Source organism: Cytobacillus kochii (genome assembly GCF_044790165.1).
Lineage (GTDB): Bacteria > Bacillota > Bacilli > Bacillales > Cytobacillaceae > Cytobacillus > Cytobacillus kochii.
Window position 1 is genome coordinate 2020934 of record NZ_CP085254.1, and the last position, 21299, is coordinate 2042232.

Here is a 21299-nt window from a genome sequence, read left to right on the forward strand (position 1 = left end):
ATCTTAAAGGCTTGCATTTTTACATTGTTAGGTCTAGAATTGAAAGCGTTTAGTACGTTAAATGGTGAAATGGATGTATAAAAAGAGATTATACAAGTTATTTACATATTTCTCATGTAATAAAAGGGGTGTAGGACATGGTGAAACAACTTTCGTGGAAGGTTGGCGGACAACAAGGCGAAGGAATTGAAAGTACTGGTGAAATATTTTCTATTGCATTGAATCGCCTTGGCTATTATTTATACGGATACCGTCATTTTTCTTCTCGTATCAAAGGGGGGCATACGAATAATAAAATTCGTGTGAGTACCTCTCAAACTCGGTCTGTTGCGGATGATTTAGACGTTCTTGTGGCGTTTGACCAAGAAACGATAGATGTCAATTATAAAGAGTTACATGATGGTGGGATCATCTTAGCAGATGCAAAATTTAATCCAGTGAAACCAGAAGATACAAACGCGATACTTCTATCTGTTCCATTTACACAAATGGCGACTGATTTGGGTACATCGCTGATGAAAAATATGGTCGCTGTAGGCTCAACTTGCGCCGTTTTAAATTTGGATGTGGAAGTTTTCAAAGAAGTAGTAGAAGAGATTTTTGCTCGCAAAGGACAAGCCGTTGTAGATAAAAATATGGAAGCGATAAAAGCTGGCTATGATACAACAGTTGAACAATTAGGTAAAACAGATGGCTTGATGCAGTTGGATGAAGCGGATGGTAAGAAAAGAATGTTCATGATCGGAAATGATGCCATTGCTCTGGGCGCATTAGCTGCAGGAAGTCGATTTATGGCTGCTTATCCAATTACACCAGCCTCGGAAATTATGGAGTATTTAATAAAAAAATTACCTGAACTTGGTGGTACTGTTATTCAGACGGAGGATGAAATTGCTGCTGCAACTATGGCGATTGGTGCCAACTATGCAGGAGTACGTGCTTTCACAGCCTCAGCCGGTCCAGGATTATCTTTGAAAATGGAATCGATTGGTCTAGCGGGTATTACAGAGACACCATTAGTTATTGTTGATACTCAGCGTGGTGGTCCGTCAACAGGTCTACCAACAAAACAAGAACAGTCAGATTTAATGGCTATGATTTATGGAACACATGGAGAAATTCCAAAAATTGTTCTTGCACCAAGTACAGTACAGGAAGCGTTTTATGATACTGCTGAAGCATTTAATCTAGCTGAAGAATATCAATGTCCTGTTATTGTTTTATCAGATCTACAATTATCATTAGGTAAACAAACAGTGGAACCATTGAATTTTAATGAAGTAGAAATTCGCCGTGGGAAGCTACAAGGCGATCTACCTGAAATAGATAGCAAAGAATATTTTAAACGTTATGAAGTGACAGAGGATGGCGTTTCGCCAAGGGTAATCCCAGGAATGAAATATGGGATCCACCATGTTACAGGTGTAGAGCATGATCAATCTGGAAAACCATCGGAATCAGCAGCAAATCGTATTCAACAAATGGATAAACGGTTCCGTAAAATTGAAAATGTGAAATTTAATACACCAGTATATAAAAATGCCCCTCATGAAGAAGCAGACTTGTTATTAGTTGGTTTCATTTCAACAAGAGGTGCAATTGAAGAAGCGATTACTAGATTAGAAGCAGACGGTTTGAAGGTCAATCACGCACATATTCGTTTGATTCATCCATTCCCAACTGATGAGTTAATGCCGTTAGTCGCATCTGCTAAAAAGGTTGTGGTAGTTGAGAATAATGCCACTGGACAGTTAGCAAATATTATCAAAATGAATGTTGGACATGCGAATAAAATCATTAAATATAATAAGTACGACGGGAATCCTTTCTTGCCGCACGAAATCCATACAAAGTGCAAGGAGTTGTTCTAAATGGCTACGTTTAAAGACTTTCGAAATAATGTAAAACCGAATTGGTGCCCAGGCTGTGGTGACTTCTCTGTTCAAGCTGCTATTCAACGCGCATCAGCTAATGTTGGTTTAGAACCTGAAGAGTTAGCTGTAGTATCTGGAATTGGCTGTTCTGGACGAATTTCTGGCTATATTAATTCATATGGATTTCACGGAATCCATGGACGTTCATTACCGATTGCTCAAGGTGTTAAAATGGCGAATAAGGACTTAACTGTTATTGCTTCTGGTGGTGACGGGGATGGCTTTGCTATCGGTATGGGGCATACGATTCATGCTATTCGCCGTAATATAAATGTTACGTATATCGTAATGGATAACCAAATTTATGGCTTAACAAAGGGGCAAACATCTCCGCGTTCATCTACCGGCTTTAAAACAAAATCAACACCTGAAGGTTCCATTGAACAAGCGATTTCACCAATGGAAATGGCTTTAACGGCAGGAGCTACTTTTGTTGCACAAAGTTTTTCAACCGACTTGAAAGATTTAACTGCTCTCATTGAACAAGGAATTCAACATGATGGATTTTCACTTATTAATGTGTTTAGTCCATGTGTCACTTATAACAAAATCAATACGTATGATTGGTTTAAAGCGAATTTAACTAAATTAAAAGATATTGAAGGATACGATTCTTCTAATAGAGAACAAGCAATGCAAACCTTAATGAAACACGAAGGATTAGTAACTGGACTTATTTATCAAGACACTGAGCGTAAGTCTTATCAGGAAATGCTACATGGTTATTCAGAGACACCGTTAGCAAAGGCTGATTTAAACTTAGATCAAGCCTACTTTGATAAATTAGTAGAAGAATTTATGTAAATTAAATAAAAGACTTAAGAGAATCCATTGTTGATTTTCTTAGGTCTTTTTTATTCTTCATAGAATGTAAGCCTATTTTTAATACTTGCCTACGAAAAAGAATAGATCAGGTGCATTGCTATTGTGTTCAATAGAAATACGCTTTATACTATAGTAATGTGTATAGAAATAATGGATAGAAATCGCCTACAGTATCATAGAAAGGGGCATGTCGTAAATGAATGAAAAACAAAGATTAGAAAGTCAACAAGTAAAGGTCGCAAATCCTGCGGACAAAAAATCCGAAAAGGATTACAGTAAGTATTTTGAACATGTGTATACAGCTCCATCTTTAAAGGATGCGAAGAAACGTGGAAAAGAAGATGTCGAATACCATAAGGATTTTGAAATACCAAGTGAATTTGCCGGCTTAGGGGAAGGTCGTAAGTTCTATATCCGTACATATGGATGTCAAATGAATGAGCATGACACGGAAGTAATGGCAGGGATTTTTATGAATTTAGGCTATGAACCAACTGAATCCGTAGATGATGCCAATGTGATTCTTCTAAACACTTGTGCAATCCGTGAAAATGCGGAAAATAAGGTGTTTGGGGAACTCGGACATTTGAAACATTTAAAACAACAAAATCCTGATTTACTTATCGGTGTTTGTGGGTGTATGTCTCAAGAAGAATCTGTTGTTAATAAAATTCTTAAAACATATAACCAAGTAGATATGGTGTTTGGAACACATAATATTCACCGCTTGCCAAATATTTTACAAGAAGCTTATATGTCTAAGGAAATGGTACTTGAAGTTTGGTCTAAAGAAGGCGATGTGATTGAAAATTTACCTAAAGTGAGAAGAGGTAATATCAAGGCTTGGGTAAATATTATGTATGGCTGTGATAAATTCTGTACGTATTGCATCGTTCCTTATACAAGAGGAAAAGAGAGAAGTCGCAGACCAGAAGATATCATTCAAGAAGTTCGTCAACTAGCGGCAAAAGGCTATCAAGAAATTACTTTATTAGGACAAAATGTGAATGCTTACGGTAAAGACTTTAAAGACATGAAGTATGGTCTTGGGGATTTAATGGATGAAATTCATAAAATTGATATTCCTAGGGTCCGTTTTACCACTAGTCATCCACGTGACTTTGATGACCATCTCATTGAAGTGCTGGCAAAAGGCGGCAATCTTGTAGAACATATTCATTTACCTGTGCAATCAGGTTCTAATGATGTATTGAAAATTATGGCTAGAAAGTACACGAGAGAACAGTTCCTAGAGTTAGTACGCAAAATAAAAGAAAACATACCAGGAGCAACTTTTACTACGGATATTATTGTTGGTTATCCGAATGAAACTGAAGAACAGTTCGAGGAAACGATGTCGCTCTATCGTGAAGTAGGTTTTGAAGCGGCGTATACTTTTATCTATTCTCCTCGTGAAGGTACACCTGCTGCGAAAATGAAGGATAATGTACCAATGGAAGTGAAGAAGGAACGCTTACAAAGATTAAACGCGCTAGTAAATGAAATATCTGCTGAATCTATGAAGAAATACAAAGATGAAATAGTTGAAGTGTTAGTAGAAGGGGAAAGCAAAAATAACCCTGATACATTGGCAGGCTATACAAGAAAGAACAAGTTGGTAAACTTTAAAGGACCGAAGACAGCAATAGGAAAAATCGTCAAGGTGAAAGTGACGGATGCTAAAACTTGGTCACTTAATGGTGAGATGATTGAAGAAAAAGAAAATCTTGAGGTGAGCTAAGATGGCGAAGTATTCTAAAGATGATATTGTAAAACGTGCAAGGGAACTAGCTGTAATGATTGCTGAAACGGAAGAAGTAGATTTCTTTAAACGTGCGGAAGCACAAATTAATGAGAATGAAAAAGTTTCAAAGATTATTACGCAAATTAAAGGTCTACAAAAACAAGCGGTTAATTTACAACATTATGGGAAAGAGGAAGCTTTAAGAAAAACAGAAGCAAAAATTGATTCTCTTGAAGAAGAGCTAGATGCAATTCCTGTTGTTCAAGAGTTTAAACAATCTCAAGTGGATGTAAATGATTTATTACAAATTGTCTCTTCAGCCATTTCTAACAGAGTAACGGATGAGATTATTTCGTCAACTGGTGGCGATTTACTATCTGGTCAAACCGGTTCACAATTGAAAAATTCAGGCTGTCAACATTAAGAATGAAATGGAAGGGTGATCACAAGTCGATGTGATCACCCTTTTGATTTTTTACTATTGATATCAGCAGCTTTTAGAAACTCGTTTTTATAAGTTTAATGTTCTTTTAAGGAAGGAAATGTTTCTTATTGATTACTTAGATTTCAAACTTCTTATTATTGAATAGATATGGATAGACAAATTGTAGTGTGGAATGATTATCAAAATAGGGTAAAAATATGGTTTTACCATCTTTTCCTTCGTTGTGTGAGATGAAAATATGGTCTTTTTTTGCTTGTTAAAATAAATCCATCACATTCAATGCAACTGTATTTACACCAATTTACACCAATTTCCTCCAATCCATAATCGTCCTTTCTAAAAACAATACTTTTACTATTAATTTGATTATACATCTGCATCGTTGTTGTTTTGGGCAATGATTGAATCGATTGTAGCTGCAGTACCTTTGTTGATGAAAAACTGAAAAGTGATAAAGATATAGTTAAAAAATGGCCTAAAGACCAGTAATAATACCCAGCGCTGCCGATCTGCGCTTATTTAAACGGCTATTCTCACTTATATATGAATCTTATTTGGAGTAAATTTATATCACTAATTATACGCCGTTTTGTGAGAAATGAAAAAGTGGACTATAAGAAAACAATATAATTGAGAACAAACCATAAGTAAGGTGAAATTTGAGAATTCAAATTTTCAACAAGTAAAGATGTGTTTTCAACGTTCTATTTAACTGACCAATAAATCCTTTGTTAGACAACTCTCCCAATAACACCACTTCCATCCTCTTATAATTAATTTAATAGCTACGTGACAATCAATACAGGCAGTTGCACCAAAAGTGAGAGAAAATGTTATAAGAAGTTGATGAAAAATCTTTCCTAGATTGGGCCCTTGCCCACCTCAGTCCGTAACACTCGCCCGTATGTGGCATATGATAAAGCATGCTAATGGATTTGGCTAATTGCCCACAAGAAAATATGTCGCACACTAGTCTAATATCCCGCATAGGATGAATTGAAAATGAATGAGGAGGGTTCGCTCGCAATGGGAGACTATAGAGAGATAATAACGAAGGCAGTCGTTGCGAAAGGACGTAAGTTTATCCAGTCCAATCACACGGTTTGTCCTCAACACCACCCATCTAGTATTCTTGGTGCTTGGATCATTAACCATAAGTACAAAGCGAAAAAGGTGGGAAATACTGTAGAGGTTAGCGGAAGCTTTGATATCAATATCTGGTATTCTTATAAAGATAACACGCAAACTGAAGTAGTTACAGAGTGCGTGGAATACAAAGATGTAATCAAAGTGAAGTATCGTGATGAAGAAATCCTTGACGATATTGAAGTTGTTGCACGGGTCGTTCAACAACCAAACTGTATTGAAGCAACAATCTCTAAAAATGGCAATAAAATTATTGTACATGTAGAGAGAGAGTTTATTGTTGAAGTCATTGGAGAAACAAAGATTTGTGTAGCAGTTGCTGATGCTGGTGACTGCGAAGATGAAGATTGGGGATTAGAAGCAGAAGATGAGGAATTTGAAGACTTAAACCCAGACTTCATCATTGGAACTGAAGAGGAATAAAAACTAACTAGGAGGTTTTACTTCCTAGTTTTTTTCTTTTTTCAAAGTGTTGAAGAGTTAAGGCGGGTAAGAGTATGAAGCATTTCTAATCGTTTGTTGACTTTCAAGTATGATATAATGAGATAAGAAAATAATAGATTATGAATTATGTGGAGGAAATTATGGCAGCAACATATACGCCGATGATACAACAATATTTAAGGGTAAAGGCAGATTATCAAGATGCCTTTTTATTTTTTCGTTTAGGCGATTTTTATGAGATGTTTTTTGAAGATGCGATTTCAGCATCAAGAGAGTTAGAAATTACATTAACAAGTAGAGACGGAGGAGCTGAAGACCGCATACCGATGTGCGGGGTACCTTATCATTCAGCCCCGAATTATATCGAACGCTTAATTGAAAAAGGCTACAAAGTAGCCATATGTGAACAAACCGAAGATCCGAAACAGGCTAAAGGTGTGGTCAAAAGGGAAGTTGTTCAATTAATTACACCTGGGACTCGGATGGAAGGTAAGGGGTTAAATGAAAAGGAAAATAACTATATTGCTACAGTAAGCGCATTTGAAGATGATACTTATGGTTTTGCATATAGTGATTTATCAACAGGAGAAACAAAAGCGACCATTATAACTGATGGTTTTACTTCCATTTTGAATGAGCTTTCAGTTTCTAATGCGAAAGAAATTGTCGTCTCTTCGCAGTTCTCAGATAAATGGCTCAAAAAGATGAAAGAGAGAATGGTACTGACCATTTCTATTGAAGACGATATCCAAACTCGGGAAGTGTTTCAGGAAAGTGTAGCAAAGTTAGCAAATGATCGTCTGCGTGAAACAGTAATGAGATTATATAATTATTTATACAAAACACAAAAACGTAGCCTTGACCATTTGCAACTTGCTGAAGTGTATGAAGTGAACCAATTTATGAAAATTGATTATTTCTCGAAGAAAAACCTAGAACTAACTGAAACGATGCGTTCAAATGGAAAGAAAGGTTCACTTCTTTGGCTGCTGGATGAAACGAAAACAGCGATGGGTTCGAGAATGTTAAAACAATGGATAGATCGTCCGTTAATTAATAAGGATGCCATTATAGAACGACAATCAATGGTGGAAACTTTCATGAATCATTATTTCGAACGAGAAGAGCTAAGAGATACTTTAAAAGAGGTATATGACTTAGAGCGACTTGCAGGTAGAGTCGCATTCGGTAATGTCAATGCTCGTGACTTATATCAATTGCAAAAATCATTACAGCAAGTACCCAAAATAGGTCATGTAGTGAATCAGTTAACGAATAACGTAGCCAAACAGTTGGCAAATGAACTTGATCCTTGTGAGGATGTAACCGACTTGTTAGAAAGAGCCATTACCGATAATCCCCCGTTAACCATCAAGGAAGGGAATATTATTGCTGATGGTTTTAATGAAGAACTCGATCAATATCGTGACGCAACGAAAAACGGTAAAAATTGGATCGCTCAGCTTGAGAAGAGAGAGAGAGAGAAGACAGGGATTAAGTCATTAAAAATTGGATACAATCGTGTCTTCGGATATTATATTGAAGTGACAAAGTCTAATCTTCATCTGTTAGAAGAAGGTTTATATGAACGAAAGCAAACCTTAACAAATGCTGAAAGGTTTATTACTCCAGAGCTAAAAGAAAAAGAGGCATTAATTCTACAAGCGGAAGAAAAATCAGTTGACCTAGAATACACATTATTCTTAGCGGTAAGGGAACAGGTGAAAGAGCATATTCCACGCATCCAGAATCTTGCCAAGCTTATAAGTGAATTGGATGTATTGCAATGTTTCTCTGTAGTTAGCGAACAGCGGCAATACCATAAACCGAGCTTTTCTAGTGAACGGAAAATCGTCATTGAGGACGGGAGACATCCGGTAGTTGAAAAAGTGATGAACGCGCAAGAATATGTAGCAAATGACTGTTATATGGATGAGGAAAGAGAGTTGTTACTTATTACTGGACCTAATATGTCAGGTAAAAGTACATATATGCGACAAATTGCTTTAACCTCGATTTTGGCACAAGTTGGTTGTTTTGTTCCTGCCAAACAAGCGGTGTTACCTGTTTTTGACCAAGTGTTTACTAGAATAGGTGCGGCAGATGATTTAATATCGGGACAAAGCACATTTATGGTCGAGATGTTAGAAGCAAGGAATGCCATTGTTCATGCAACAGAAAATAGTCTTATCCTATTTGACGAAATTGGTAGGGGAACGTCGACCTATGATGGAATGGCCCTTGCTCAGGCGATTATTGAATATATTCACCACCATATTGGGGCGAAAACATTGTTCTCAACGCATTATCATGAGCTTACTGTTTTGGCAGAGGAATTGCCCCGTCTAGAAAATGTGCATGTAAGTGCAGTTGAACAGAACGGGAAGGTCGTGTTTCTCCATAAGATTAAAGAAGGCTCAGCAGATAAAAGTTATGGTATACATGTTGCCCAACTTGCAGAGCTACCGGAGACATTGATTCAAAGAGCAAACGAAATCCTTACGCGACTAGAAGCAAAGGATTCATCAAAAATAAATGCAACAGCCACAAAAATAGACGTACATGAAGAAGCGGTTGGCCAATTGTCATTCTTTGAAGAAGAAACGCAAGCGAAAAGAGGAGCAAATATTGCAACAAAGGAAAGAAAGTTGCTTGATCAGCTAAAGAAACTAGACATTCTAGAAATGACACCGATGACAGCATTAAATACCTTATATGAGATACAAAAAAAATTAAAATAAAGATTGAAAGGGTGAATCCTAATGGGTAAAATCAAGCTCTTAGATGATTATCTATCAAATAAAATCGCAGCAGGAGAAGTCGTTGAGCGTCCAGCATCTGTTGTAAAAGAATTAGTAGAAAATGCAATTGATGCTGGCAGTTCTGTCATTGAAGTGGAAGTAGAAGAAGCTGGCCTTTCAAGTATCCGTATCATCGATAATGGAGAAGGAATAGCAGAAGATGACGTTCTCCATGCGTTCCATCGACATGCGACAAGTAAAATCCAAGACGAGAGCGACCTATTTAGGATTCGCACATTAGGATTTAGAGGGGAAGCGCTGCCCTCTATTGCTTCCGTTTCCAAAGTCGAATTAAAGACTTGCCATAGTGATATAGGTACGAGAGTGGTGCTTGAAGGCGGCAAAGTTATAACGATGGAAAAGGCAGCTAGTCGTAAAGGTACAGATATTACCGTGTCAGATTTGTTTTACAATACGCCGGCTAGACTTAAATATATGAAAACGATTCATACTGAATTAGGTAATATTACAGATGTCATGAATCGCTTATCTTTATCACACCCGGAGATCTCATTTAGGTTACTCCATAATGATAAACAATTGTTAAAAACAACAGGCAATGGTGATGTTCGTCAAGTTTTAGCGGCGATCTATGGTTTAAATATTGTCAAAAAAATGATACCAATTCAAGCTCAGTCCCTTGACTTCAAGGTTTCTGGTTATGTAGCGTTACCAGAAATAACGAGAGCATCGAGAAATTATATTTCAACGATGATCAATGGTCGGTTTATTAAAAACTACCCTCTAGTGAAAGCGATTCAGGAAGGTTATCATACATTATTGCCGATAGGACGGTATCCCATTGTTTTATTAAACATTGAAATGGACCCATTATTAGTAGATGTAAACGTTCATCCTTCTAAAATGGAAGTTCGGTTAAGTAAAGAGCATGAATTAAACGAATTAGTAACGGCCACCATTAAACAAGTCTTTAAAAAAGAAGAATTAATTCCAAGTGGCTTTACCGAAAAGAAAATAATTAAGCCAAAAGAAGAACAAACATTCCTTCACCTCGATCATTTACCTGAAAGAAAACCATTTAAAGAGATCGAGCAAGAAAGGAAAGCAACAGAAGTACAATTCATCCAAGAAGATTCAGTAACACCAAACGAACAGGTAAAAAATACGATCTTTGAAACGGCTCCTGCAATAGAAGTCTATGCTCCATCTAAAGAAGTGGACTTACAAGAAGAAGAAAATATAACGCTTGCAGAAGAAGAGGAATTCGTGCTTCCTTCTAGAGTCCCAGCGATGTATCCGATAGGTCAAATGCATGGTACGTATATTTTTGCACAAAATGATAATGGTTTGTATATCATTGATCAGCATGCGGCTCAGGAAAGAATCAAATATGAGTTTTTTAAGGAAAAGGTTGGGAAAGTAGAAAGTGAATTACAGGAGCTTTTGATACCAATGACCTTTGAATATGCGAATGACGATGTGATAAAGATTGAAGAATATAAAGACGAACTTGAAAAAGTGGGGGTTTTCTTAGAGGAGTTTGGCCACAACAGTTATATCGTTCGTGCGCATCCACAATGGTTTCCTAAAGGAGAGGAACAAGAAACGATCGTGGATATGATAGAACAATTGCTGAATATGAAGCGAGTGGATATAAAAAAACTGAGAGAAGAAGCGGCTATCATGATGAGTTGTAAAGGTTCCATTAAAGCAAATCGCCATTTACGTAACGATGAGATTCAAGCATTACTTGATGAGTTAAGACAAACAAATGATCCTTTTACTTGTCCTCATGGTCGCCCAATTATCATTCATTATTCTATATATGAAATGGAAAAAATGTTTAAGCGTATTATATAAGACCAGCTTTAAAGAGGCCTTTGTTTTAAGAAAGATACAGGAAAACCGCGCTAAAACGCTTATGTTCACATAAAAAGAGAGAACCGCAAAAATAGTGATACGCGGTTCTCTCTTTTTTAATTATTTCGCATTGGCTGTTTGTAATTTATCCATGTATTTTAATGATTTTCCTGTTCCAATAGCAACGGATTCTAACGGATTTGGAGCAAGATGAACAGGCACATCAATCTCTTGGCTGATCCATTCTTGCATACCGTTAAGTAAAGCTCCACCGCCAGTTAAAATGACTCCACGGTCAACGATATCACCGCTTAATTCAGCAGGGCTATCTTCTAAAGTTGCTCTTAGTGCTTCTAAAATACTGAGTAACGCTTCTTTCATCGCATCTCTAATTTCAAATGAAGAAAGCTCAATGGTTTTTGGTAAACCAGTAACTAAATCTCTCCCACGTATCTCCATTTTTAATTCATCATGGTTAATCAGCGCATGGCCAATTTCAATTTTAATATTCTCTGCTGTTCTTTCACCAATAAGTACGTTATATTCTTTACGCACATACTGAATAATATCATCGTCTAAACGGTCTCCGCCAATACGGACGGAGTGGCAAGCAACTACACCACCGAAGGAAATAATCGCCACTTCAGTTGAACCGCCACCTATGTCAACTACTACATTTGCGACTGGCTCATCGACTGGCATACCCGCGCCAATTGCTGCTGCAACAGGTTCCTCAATAACGAAAACTTTTTTTGCACCGGCGTTTCGTACGGCGTCTTGAATCGCTCTTCTTTCAACACTTGTCGACCCGGAAGGTGTACAAACAACGACACTCGGCTTTCTAATTGAGAAGCCACCAGCTTTTGCAGCCTTTTTCATAATATGACGTAACATTTCCGTCGTTGTATCGAAATCGGCAATTACCCCATCTTTTAATGGTCGTATGGCGACAATTCGTCCCGGTGTTTTTCCAATCATTTCTTTTGCTTCAGAGCCAACTGCAAGCACTTTTTTTGTTTCTGTATCAATCGCAACAACAGAAGGCTCATTGAGAGCGATTCCTTTTGCCTTACTATAAACAAGTATATTAGCTGTTCCTAAATCGATTCCAATTTCAGCATTTCCTATCATTATCAATCACCTAATTTCCTATAATTCTGCTTCGTCTCAATCCTTTTTCATAAGACCATATTCATAAGACATCTTATCTTAAACTCCGCTTTTTATAAGGTAACATGAAACGACTATAGAAGCCTGAATGTAAATAAAACGTTATAAAAATGTAATCTCCACTGTAAAAAAGAATCGAATCCGCAATAAAAAAGGTTTAATTTGTAGAAAAAGGGTGAATAATGTTTGAGTATTGATTGTCTTTTTTCCTTCCTATGCTTATGGTACGATAAGGTAGAAATTGAAAGACTAAAAGGCAGTGTGAGTGAATGACAAATCAAAAAGAAAAAATTATTATTCTTATAGGACCTACTGCTGTAGGGAAAACAAAAACAAGTATTGAACTGGCAAAAAAATATAATGGTGAAATTATTAGTGGTGATTCCATGCAAGTTTACAAAGGTATGGACATTGGTACAGCTAAAATAACGAAAGAAGAGACAGAAGGTATCAGCCATCATTTAATTGATATTAAAGAGCCAGATGAAAGTTTTTCGACAGCTGAATTTCAAACAATTGTCAGAGAAAAGATAAGTGAAATTAGTAGTAAAGGGAAGTTACCCATTATTGTAGGGGGCACAGGACTATATATACAATCCGTTCTATTTGACTATCAATTTTCAAATGCCCCTTCAGATGATGATTTTCGATATCGCTTAGAGAAAAGGGCGAAGGTTGAAGGGAATGTTTGTATTCATAAGGAATTACAGGTGGTCGATCCGGTATCTGCGGGAAAAATACATCCGAATAATATTCGAAGAGTGATTCGGGCTCTCGAAGTATACCATTGTACAGGAAAAACGATGACAGAGTGGCAAAGTAAACAGGAACTTGAATCGATATATAATGCCGCTGTAATCGGTTTAACAATGGATAGAGATCTTTTGTATAAACGGATTAATCAGAGAATAGATATGATGATGGATAATGGCCTATTGGAAGAGGTGAGAGGGTTTTGTGATAAAGAATTGCAAAACTGTCAGTCCATGCAAGCGATAGGATATAAGGAATTCTACCCTTATTTTGATGGTTTGATTACTTTAGACGAGGCTGTTGATCAGCTAAAGCAAAACTCACGAAGATATGCCAAAAGACAGCTAACCTGGTTTCGTAATAAACTGGATGTTAGTTGGATAGATATGAGTGAAGCTCTCGATTCAAAGGGTTTTCATAAAAAAATAAATGAAATTTATGTAACGATTGAAGGAAAGCTGAAAATTAAATCGAATACATAATAATAGAGATAAAAGAGGAGGATTTGTAATGAAAACATCAATCAATATCCAAGATCAATTTCTAAATCAATTGCGAAAAGATAATGCCAATGTGACAGTTTTCTTATTAAACGGTTTCCAAATTAGGGGGCAAGTAAAGGGATTTGATAATTTTACTGTCCTATTTGAATCAGAAGGAAAACAACAACTTGTTTATAAGCACGCGATTTCAACATTTGCTCCTCAACGAAATGTATCGCTAGATATGGAACAAAAATAATAAAGTTGCCTTGTCGAGTCCGCAAATAATGCGGGCTTTTTCTTATGCTTTGGGAATCTTGTTGGAAGAATATTCAGTTATTTCTATAATTTGTAAATCATTAACAATTTTGTTTTCACTAAAAAAACTTTAATGATTTTCCTCCAAATTGAATATATATGAACAAGAAGACTCTAACTTCTAATAATAGAATAGGCTAAATAACGACTTGAGATAACGACTAGGCTTTTGTCACAATTAAGGCAATCTTAGCGTATACTGGTGCAAGAGAATGTGAGGTGAAAGCTATTGGATCAGCCGATTCGTTTGAAAAATAATGGACAAATCAGTATTGTACTAAATTCTCAAAAAAGAAAAGCCTTAACAAAGGAAATACCCGAACCGAATGTTGTACAAAAAACCTTACAATCAGAGCATCTTGCTCTTAGAGAAATTGAAGAAGAATTAGCTGCCTTAGTTGGCATGGAAGAAATGAAGAGAATGATTAAAGAAATTTATGCCTGGATCTATGTGAACAAAAAGCGAGAAGAAGCAGGACTGAAAGCGGGAAAGCAGTCCCTTCATATGATGTTCAAGGGAAACCCTGGTACAGGGAAAACAACGGTAGCAAGGTTAATAAGTAAGCTATTTCAAAAAATGGATGTTTTGACAAAGGGACATTTGATCGAAGCTGAAAGGGCTGACTTAGTAGGAGAATATATTGGCCATACAGCTCAAAAAACGAGAGATTTAATTAAGAAAGCAATCGGAGGCATACTTTTTATCGATGAAGCTTATTCCCTCGGTAGAGGAGGGGAAAAGGATTTTGGTAAAGAGGCAATCGATACATTAGTGAAACATATGGAAGATAAACAGCATGATTTTATACTGATTTTAGCCGGATATTCAAAAGAAATGGACTATTTTTTATCTTTGAATCCGGGTTTACATTCTAGATTTCCGCTTGTTATTGATTTTCCAGATTATTCAATTGAACAACTAATGGAAATCGGGCAAAGAATGCTGAAACAAAAAGAGTACGTACTTAGTAGAGAAAGTGAAAGGAAATTAAAAGATCACTTACTTTGGGTTAAAACAGTCTTAAATCCACAAACATTTTCTAATGGAAGATATATAAGAAATATTATCGAAAAGGCAATACGTGCACAATCCATGAGGCTTTTAATGCAAAGTCATTATGACCGCCATGAATTAATGACTATTAGAAGCAACGACTTAGTTTTTGAAGAAGATGATTGACTTTGTTTTAGCTCCGATTAATTTAGGAGTTTGTTTTTTGTTATTAATAGAGATGCAAATTGAAAAAAGCAGAGCCGGTCTCCTACCTCTTATCGTGGGCTGAAACGTGGCTCTGTTTTTTTACTATTTTATCTTTAATTTAACTTGAATTGTTTTGTAGGAAGTTTCCATTTATAAGTGTAAGATAATACTCTAAGGGCGGTAATTGTTATGAATAATATAATGAGTTCTACTGCTGATGTGAAAATATTTAATCCGATTAATAGCCCAGTAATAATCGCCCAAACCGCATAGATTTCTGATCGTAATACCAAAGGTTTTCTTTGTGCTAATAAATCACGAATCATTCCACCACCACTACCGGTTAATACTGCGGCAACGATAATTGCGCTTAATGGATGATTCATATCAGCAGCATAAAGTGCACCTTGTATAGCAAATGCTGATAATCCGATGGCATCAGTGAAGTTCCCCCATTTATGCCAATGCTTCAATAAGTGATGGGGAAAAATAATAATCAATGTAATAGACAAGAGGGCGATTTGAAAAAAAGTTCCCTGTTCCCACAATGTTGAAACGGGTACCCCAATTAATAAATTACGGATGGCTCCCCCACCAAAGGCAGTGACAATACCTAAAATATAAATGCCTAATATATCATAATCTTCTTCCATTGCTACGATAGCACCGCTAATGGCAAAAGCAATTGTACCAATCATACTTAAAAAATCCCAAGTTAACATCACATATCACCACACGTTCTTAAAATCCTGCAAAAACACAAACATATAGATTTTAACATGAAAAAGCATGAAATCAATGATTTTCAATAAATAAATTTTTGTGGTAAACAATATTTATTGATAACTTAGCAGGGACATTTTGGATAACCGGAAATTTTCTCCCTTTAACGTAAAGAATAATTAGTGAATTACAAAAGAATTTGATATGATAATGATATGTTAAAAAGAAAGTAGGGCTTTAATGGAACAACAGTCTTTTAAAGAAAAAGCGATACTTGTCGGCTGTCAAACGACTGAAGACGATTTGCAATATAGTTATTCAATGGATGAGCTTGTGTCACTAACAAAAACAGCTAAAGGTGAAGTGATTACAAGTGTTGTACAAAAAAGAGAGAGAATTCATCCATCTACATATATAGGAAGAGGGAAAGTTGAAGAAATATCACGCCTACAAGAAGAGACCGAAGCAGATGTGATTATTTTTAATGATGAACTATCTCCTAGTCAAGTTCGTAACTTATCCGAAGTCATTTCGGCAAGAATTATTGATCGAACCCAGTTGATTCTTGATATTTTTGCGGGCAGAGCTCGTTCAAAAGAAGGGAAACTGCAAGTTGAACTAGCTCAATTAAAATATTTACTACCGAGATTATTGGGACAAGGAACAGCACTTTCACGACTAGGCGGGGGAATTGGGACAAGAGGTCCAGGTGAGACAAAGCTTGAATCAGATCGCCGTCACATCCGAAGGAAAATTGATGATATTGATAAGCAATTAAGGGCAGTTGTTCATCATAGGAAGCGTTATCGCGAAAGAAGAAAGAAGAATCAAGTACTGCAAATAGCCTTAGTAGGTTATACGAATGCGGGTAAATCGACACTGTTTAACCGTCTAACCGAAGCTGATTCCTATGAAGAAAATCAATTATTTGCCACACTTGATCCAATGACAAGAAAAATGTCTTTACCAAGTGGATATACAGCCCTTTTAACCGATACAGTTGGATTTATACAAGACTTACCGACTACGTTAATTGCAGCTTTTAGATCTACTTTAGAAGAAGTAAACGAAGCGGATCTCATTTTACATGTAGTTGATATGTCTAATCCGGACTACACCCAACATGAACAAACCGTACAACAATTAATTGATGACTTAGAGCAGGAAGAGATTCCACAATTGATTGTTTATAATAAAAAAGATGAAGCACATGAAAGGTTCATTCCAACAAAAGGTAGGGACACGTTACAAATGAGTGCATTAAATGATCGTGATCTCTATTTGCTAAAAGAAGCAATTGAACGAGCGATCACCCAATTAATGGACTCGTATACTGCTGCAATCCCTGCTTCAGAAGGAAAGTTATTATCGCTCCTAAATACGGTGACTATTGTGCGGAGTAGTGAGTTTATAGAAGAAAAACAAATGTATTTGGCTAAAGGTTTTTACTTCAAAGATCATCCAATCACACAAATGCTAAATCATTATAGAGTATAGAAAGTAAAGGTGTAGATCATGTTCCAAAGCTTAATAAATGGAGAATCTCTTTCTGAGATTGTTCAAGAAGTAGAAAAAAAAATTTCTTGTGTGACACATAAAATAGAGGAAAGAATAGATGAGAATCAATTTCGGGTTCTGCAGAGTTTTCAAAAACACCGTGTAAGTGATAGCCACTTTATACCCTCGACGGGATATGGTTATGACGATGCGGGTAGAGATACTTTAGAATTAATCTATGCAGATGTCTTTGGTGGCGAAGCCGCATTGGTTAGACCACAAATCATTTCTGGTACTCATGCTATATCCACTGCGCTATTTGGTATTTTACGACCGGGGGATGACCTTTTATATATTACGGGTAAACCTTACGATACGTTAGAAGAAATCGTCGGTATAAGAGGTAAAGGGGTAGGGTCTCTAAAAGAATTTCGTATTGGGTATGATGCGGTTGAATTGCAAGCGAATGGTACTGTTGATTTTGAGGTAATCAAAGAAAGAATGACATCTTCAACAAAGATGGTTGGTATACAACGTTCAAAAGGTTATGCGGAAAGACCATCATTTACAATAAATGAAATAAAAGAAATGATTCATTTTGTTAAGTCCATCAACCCTGAAGTCGTTATCTTCGTAGATAATTGTTACGGTGAATTTGTTGAAGAGATGGAACCTTGTCATGTTGGTGCCGATTTAATGGCCGGTTCCCTTATTAAGAACCCTGGCGGTGGATTGGCGAAAACGGGTGGTTACATTGTTGGAAAAAAAGCCCTTGTAGAAGCCTGCGCTTATCGATTAACTTCCCCTGGCATTGGAGCGGAAGCTGGAGCATCACTATATAGTTTACAGGAGATGTATCAGGGCTTTTTCTTAGCCCCTCATGTAGTGGGACAGGCTTTGAAGGGAGCGGTTTTTACAGCAGCAATCCTCGAATACTTTGGGATGAAAACTAATCCAAGATGGGATGCAGAGAGAACAGACCTAATACAATCAGTACAATTTGGTGAAGCTAAAATGATGGTTGCCTTTTGTCAAGCGATTCAATATGCATCCCCAATCAACTCTCACGTTACTGCTTATCCAGCATATATGCCAGGATATGAGGATGATGTCATTATGGCTGCGGGTACTTTTATACAAGGAGCAAGTATTGAGCTTACAGCAGACGGTCCTATTCGGCCCCCGTATGAAGCATATGTTCAAGGTGGATTAACCTATTCACATGTAAAAATCGCCATTTGTACGGCCTTAGACCAATTATTAGAGAAAGACCTCATTCAAAAGTATCAATAAATATAGAGAAAGGAGACGGATATACGCTGCCTCCTTTCAGTATTAGGAAAAAAGTTTGAAAATTTCATGATTTCCATGTGATAAAACATAACATTTTGTTGACAGATTATCTAACACGACATATAATAGGATATAAGATACAAAGAAATTAAAAGTAAAAGAATGAAGGAGGAGAGATGGTTGACTGGAAGTGAAATACGTCGTTCCATGCCGCTCTTTCCAATTGGCATTGTGATGCAGCTGACTGAGCTAACAGCAAGACAGATTCGCTATTATGAAGAACACCAATTGATTACTCCAGCTAGAACGGATACGAATAGAAGGCTATATTCATTGAATGATATTGATAAATTGCTAGAGATCAAAGATTTAATTGATCAAGGTGTCAATATGGCGGGAATAAAGCAACTATTCACAGTGAAACAACAACAAGAGATGGATGAACAAGCATTTAAGAAGCAAGAAGAAAAAGTGAGACACGATTTGTCAGATGACGAATTGAGAAAGCTTTTGCGTAAAGAATTTATGCAAGCAGGTAGGTTTACTCGATCGTCTTTAAGGCAAGGTGATTTATCACGCTTTTTCCATTAAAATAAAAAATCTTTTCTTGACTTTAAAGGAGGAAACACAAGGTGGCAAAATTCACTAAAGAAGATATCAGACGTATTGCTGAAGAAGAAAATGTTAAATTTATTAGATTGCAATTTACTGACATTCTAGGAACAATTAAAAACGTAGAAATTCCAATTAGTCAGCTTGAAAAAGCTTTGGACAATAAAATGATGTTTGATGGTTCCTCAATTGAAGGTTTCGTTCGCATTGAAGAATCAGATATGTATTTATTCCCAGACCTAGACACATGGGTTGTATTCCCTTGGACGGCGGAAAAAGGAAAAGTAGCTCGTTTAATCTGCGATATTTATAATGCAGATGGTACGCCATTCGCGGGAGACCCTCGTAATAACTTAAAAAGAATCCTTAAAGAAATGGAAGACCTCGGTTTTACAGACTTCAATCTTGGACCTGAACCGGAATTCTTCTTATTTAAGTTAGATCAACAAGGTGAACCAACTTTAGAACTTAATGATAATGGTGGTTATTTTGATTTAGCTCCGACTGACTTAGGTGAAAATTGCCGTCGTGATATCGTTCTTGAGCTTGAAGAAATGGGCTTTGAAATTGAAGCTTCTCACCATGAAGTGGCTCCAGGGCAACATGAAATCGATTTTAAATATGCTGATGCACTTACAGCATGTGATAATATCCAAACATTTAAATTAGTGGTTAAAACAATTGCACGTAAACACGGTTTACACGCAACATTTATGCCAAAACCATTATTCGGTGTGAACGGATCAGGTATGCACTGTAACGTTTCATTATTTAAAAATGGTGTAAATGCATTCTATGATACAAAAGGTGATTTAGAACTTAGTGATACAGCACGTAATTTTATTGCAGGTATCATTAACCATGCACCAAGTTTCACAGCTGTAACAAATCCAACAGTAAACTCTTTCAAACGTTTAGTGCCTGGATATGAAGCTCCTTGTTATGTTGCTTGGTCTGCAAGAAACCGTTCACCACTTATTCGTATCCCAGCATCACGTGGTGTCAGTACACGTGTAGAAGTACGTAGTGTTGACCCAGCTGCCAATCCATACCTTGCAATGGCTGTTCTTCTTAAAGCTGGATTAGATGGTGTGAAAAACAACCTAACACCACCAGCTCCAGTAGATCGTAATATCTATGTTATGAGCAAAGAGGAACGTGAAGCTGAAGGTATTAAAGATCTTCCAGCTACACTTTATAGCGCGCTAGAACTTCTTAAACAAGATGAAGTAATGGTAGCTGCACTTGGTGAACATATTCTTGAACACTTTATCGAAGCAAAAGAAATTGAGTGGGATATGTTTAGAACGCAAGTTCACCCTTGGGAACGCGAGCAATATTTACAAATGTATTAATAGATAATACCAAAGTGGTTTTTTCAGACTGTAGGTAAACTCGGTGTAATCGAGGTACCTACAGTCTTTTTGTATTTAAAAATAGAAGAAAGTAAAGCGGTGAGGATCATCCTTGAGGCGTTTATTATGAACCTCTTTACATTTAATTTATAGAAGTAGCCTTAACATCTGATTTTTTATAAAACTTAAGAAGATGTCATATAAAATATAAAATGGTCTTTTAACAAGGTAATATAGCCCGTACAACTCTTCATCTTCCACATATAGTATTAACATAATCAGAGAAAGGAGGATGAGAATATGGGATATAATAATCAAAACTATTCAGACTCATACGGATATGATCATAACGATTGTGGATGTGATGAATTCTTTAGGAACATTTCCCGTGGTGAGGATGTGAAAGTATTCCTTAAAGGTGGCGGCCATGTGTTCGGAGAGTTTATCGATGTTCGTGGAAATTTAGTTTTCCTAGCAAAAGCTAACTGTAATCGTCACGATGATCGTCATGATGATCGTCACAAAGATTGTTGCGACAAAAAAGATCGTGTAAGAATTACTACGATCTGTTGTGATGATATCATTGCAGTTGAAACTCGATAGTAAGAGTCCTTTTTATGAGTCTAAAAGAAGTTAATGCAAGGGTTATAACTGCTTTGTATCATCATTCAACTAATTAATAGAAACTAAAAAGGGTCTCAGTTAAAAGCAGCCATAATGGCTGCTTTTTTATAG

At 36.6% G+C, this 21299-nt stretch carries 17 protein-coding genes; 15 read left to right on the plus strand and 2 right to left on the minus strand.

Going from position 1 to position 21299, the window contains the following annotated elements; translation table 11 throughout:
• Nucleotides 1–137 precede the first annotated feature (137 nt).
• From LG276_RS10610 to mutL, 7 genes are all read left to right on the plus strand, one after another.
• A complete protein-coding gene (locus LG276_RS10610; RefSeq protein ID WP_251161483.1) occupies nt 138–1871 on the plus strand; it encodes a 2-oxoacid:acceptor oxidoreductase subunit alpha in 1734 nt (577 codons plus the stop codon).
• Complete coding sequence (locus LG276_RS10615; RefSeq protein WP_095369455.1) at nt 1872–2738, plus strand: 2-oxoacid:ferredoxin oxidoreductase subunit beta; 867 nt, start codon at nt 1872–1874, stop codon at nt 2736–2738.
• Nucleotides 2739–2955: 217 nt separating this feature from the next.
• Nucleotides 2956–4500: a tRNA (N6-isopentenyl adenosine(37)-C2)-methylthiotransferase MiaB gene (gene miaB, locus LG276_RS10620; protein ID WP_224936216.1), complete on the plus strand. Its 1545-nt coding sequence runs from the start codon at nt 2956–2958 to the stop codon at nt 4498–4500.
• Between the two features lies 1 nt (nt 4501).
• The gene (locus tag LG276_RS10625; protein WP_095369453.1) at nt 4502–4927 is read left to right on the plus strand and encodes a RicAFT regulatory complex protein RicA family protein; all 426 of its coding nucleotides are present in this window, start codon (nt 4502–4504) and stop codon (nt 4925–4927) included.
• A gap of 1047 nt (nt 4928–5974) precedes the next feature.
• Nucleotides 5975–6517, plus strand: a complete 543-nt coding sequence (locus LG276_RS10630; RefSeq protein ID WP_095369452.1) for an outer spore coat protein CotE — start codon at nt 5975–5977, stop codon at nt 6515–6517.
• A gap of 161 nt (nt 6518–6678) precedes the next feature.
• Complete coding sequence (gene mutS / locus LG276_RS10635; RefSeq protein ID WP_251161484.1) at nt 6679–9279, plus strand: DNA mismatch repair protein MutS; 2601 nt, start codon at nt 6679–6681, stop codon at nt 9277–9279.
• 21 nt (nt 9280–9300) lie between these two features.
• Nucleotides 9301–11160, plus strand: coding sequence for a DNA mismatch repair endonuclease MutL (gene mutL, locus LG276_RS10640; RefSeq protein ID WP_251161485.1), 1860 nt, complete (start codon nt 9301–9303; stop codon nt 11158–11160).
• A gap of 120 nt (nt 11161–11280) precedes the next feature.
• On the opposite strand, the gene mreBH is transcribed toward mutL, so the two are convergent.
• A complete protein-coding gene (gene mreBH / locus LG276_RS10645; protein WP_095369449.1) occupies nt 11281–12291 on the minus strand; it encodes a rod-share determining protein MreBH in 1011 nt (336 codons plus the stop codon).
• Nucleotides 12292–12599: 308 nt separating this feature from the next.
• On the opposite strand from mreBH, the gene miaA reads away from it, so the two are divergent.
• From miaA to spoVK, 3 genes are all read left to right on the plus strand, one after another.
• Nucleotides 12600–13565 (plus strand): tRNA (adenosine(37)-N6)-dimethylallyltransferase MiaA, encoded by a 966-nt coding sequence (gene miaA / locus LG276_RS10650; protein WP_251161486.1) that lies wholly within the window; start codon nt 12600–12602, stop codon nt 13563–13565.
• Nucleotides 13566–13593: 28 nt separating this feature from the next.
• Nucleotides 13594–13824: an RNA chaperone Hfq gene (gene hfq, locus LG276_RS10655; protein ID WP_095369447.1), complete on the plus strand. Its 231-nt coding sequence runs from the start codon at nt 13594–13596 to the stop codon at nt 13822–13824.
• Nucleotides 13825–14112: 288 nt separating this feature from the next.
• Nucleotides 14113–15063, plus strand: coding sequence for a stage V sporulation protein K (spoVK, locus tag LG276_RS10660; RefSeq protein ID WP_095369446.1), 951 nt, complete (start codon nt 14113–14115; stop codon nt 15061–15063).
• A 134-nt stretch (nt 15064–15197) separates the two neighbouring features.
• On the opposite strand, the gene LG276_RS10665 is transcribed toward spoVK, so the two are convergent.
• Nucleotides 15198–15806, minus strand: coding sequence for a trimeric intracellular cation channel family protein (locus tag LG276_RS10665; protein WP_095369445.1), 609 nt, complete (start codon nt 15804–15806; stop codon nt 15198–15200).
• A gap of 241 nt (nt 15807–16047) precedes the next feature.
• Between LG276_RS10665 and hflX the strand changes: the two genes are divergently transcribed.
• The 5 genes from hflX to LG276_RS10690 all read left to right on the plus strand — a co-directional run bounded on the left by hflX (nt 16048) and on the right by LG276_RS10690 (nt 21167).
• Entirely contained in the window at nt 16048–17304 is a 1257-nt protein-coding gene (hflX, locus tag LG276_RS10670) for a GTPase HflX (RefSeq protein WP_251161487.1), read from the plus strand.
• A gap of 18 nt (nt 17305–17322) precedes the next feature.
• Entirely contained in the window at nt 17323–18597 is a 1275-nt protein-coding gene (locus LG276_RS10675) for a methionine gamma-lyase family protein (protein ID WP_251161488.1), read from the plus strand.
• Between the two features lie 180 nt (nt 18598–18777).
• Nucleotides 18778–19188 carry a MerR family transcriptional regulator gene (locus tag LG276_RS10680; protein WP_095369443.1) on the plus strand — a complete coding sequence of 137 codons (411 nt, stop codon included), beginning with the start codon at nt 18778–18780 and terminating at the stop codon, nt 19186–19188.
• Between the two features lie 41 nt (nt 19189–19229).
• Entirely contained in the window at nt 19230–20564 is a 1335-nt protein-coding gene (gene glnA / locus LG276_RS10685) for a type I glutamate--ammonia ligase (protein WP_224936223.1), read from the plus strand.
• Nucleotides 20565–20864: 300 nt separating this feature from the next.
• Entirely contained in the window at nt 20865–21167 is a 303-nt protein-coding gene (locus LG276_RS10690) for a hypothetical protein (protein ID WP_224936224.1), read from the plus strand.
• Nucleotides 21168–21299: the final 132 nt, after the last annotated feature.

Coding starts and splice junctions, on each gene's coding strand:
- mreBH (WP_095369449.1), bottom strand. CDS start 12,291: ATGATAGGAAATGCTGAAATTGGAATCGATTTAGGAACAGCTAATATA.
- LG276_RS10665 (WP_095369445.1), bottom strand. CDS start 15,806: ATGTTAACTTGGGATTTTTTAAGTATGATTGGTACAATTGCTTTTGCC.
- miaB (WP_224936216.1), top strand. CDS start 2,956: ATGAATGAAAAACAAAGATTAGAAAGTCAACAAGTAAAGGTCGCAAAT.
- LG276_RS10615 (WP_095369455.1), top strand. CDS start 1,872: ATGGCTACGTTTAAAGACTTTCGAAATAATGTAAAACCGAATTGGTGC.
- LG276_RS10675 (WP_251161488.1), top strand. CDS start 17,323: ATGTTCCAAAGCTTAATAAATGGAGAATCTCTTTCTGAGATTGTTCAA.
- LG276_RS10625 (WP_095369453.1), top strand. CDS start 4,502: ATGGCGAAGTATTCTAAAGATGATATTGTAAAACGTGCAAGGGAACTA.
- hflX (WP_251161487.1), top strand. CDS start 16,048: ATGGAACAACAGTCTTTTAAAGAAAAAGCGATACTTGTCGGCTGTCAA.
- mutL (WP_251161485.1), top strand. CDS start 9,301: ATGGGTAAAATCAAGCTCTTAGATGATTATCTATCAAATAAAATCGCA.
- mutS (WP_251161484.1), top strand. CDS start 6,679: ATGGCAGCAACATATACGCCGATGATACAACAATATTTAAGGGTAAAG.
- miaA (WP_251161486.1), top strand. CDS start 12,600: ATGACAAATCAAAAAGAAAAAATTATTATTCTTATAGGACCTACTGCT.
- hfq (WP_095369447.1), top strand. CDS start 13,594: ATGAAAACATCAATCAATATCCAAGATCAATTTCTAAATCAATTGCGA.
- LG276_RS10630 (WP_095369452.1), top strand. CDS start 5,975: ATGGGAGACTATAGAGAGATAATAACGAAGGCAGTCGTTGCGAAAGGA.
- LG276_RS10690 (WP_224936224.1), top strand. CDS start 20,865: ATGGGATATAATAATCAAAACTATTCAGACTCATACGGATATGATCAT.
- LG276_RS10610 (WP_251161483.1), top strand. CDS start 138: ATGGTGAAACAACTTTCGTGGAAGGTTGGCGGACAACAAGGCGAAGGA.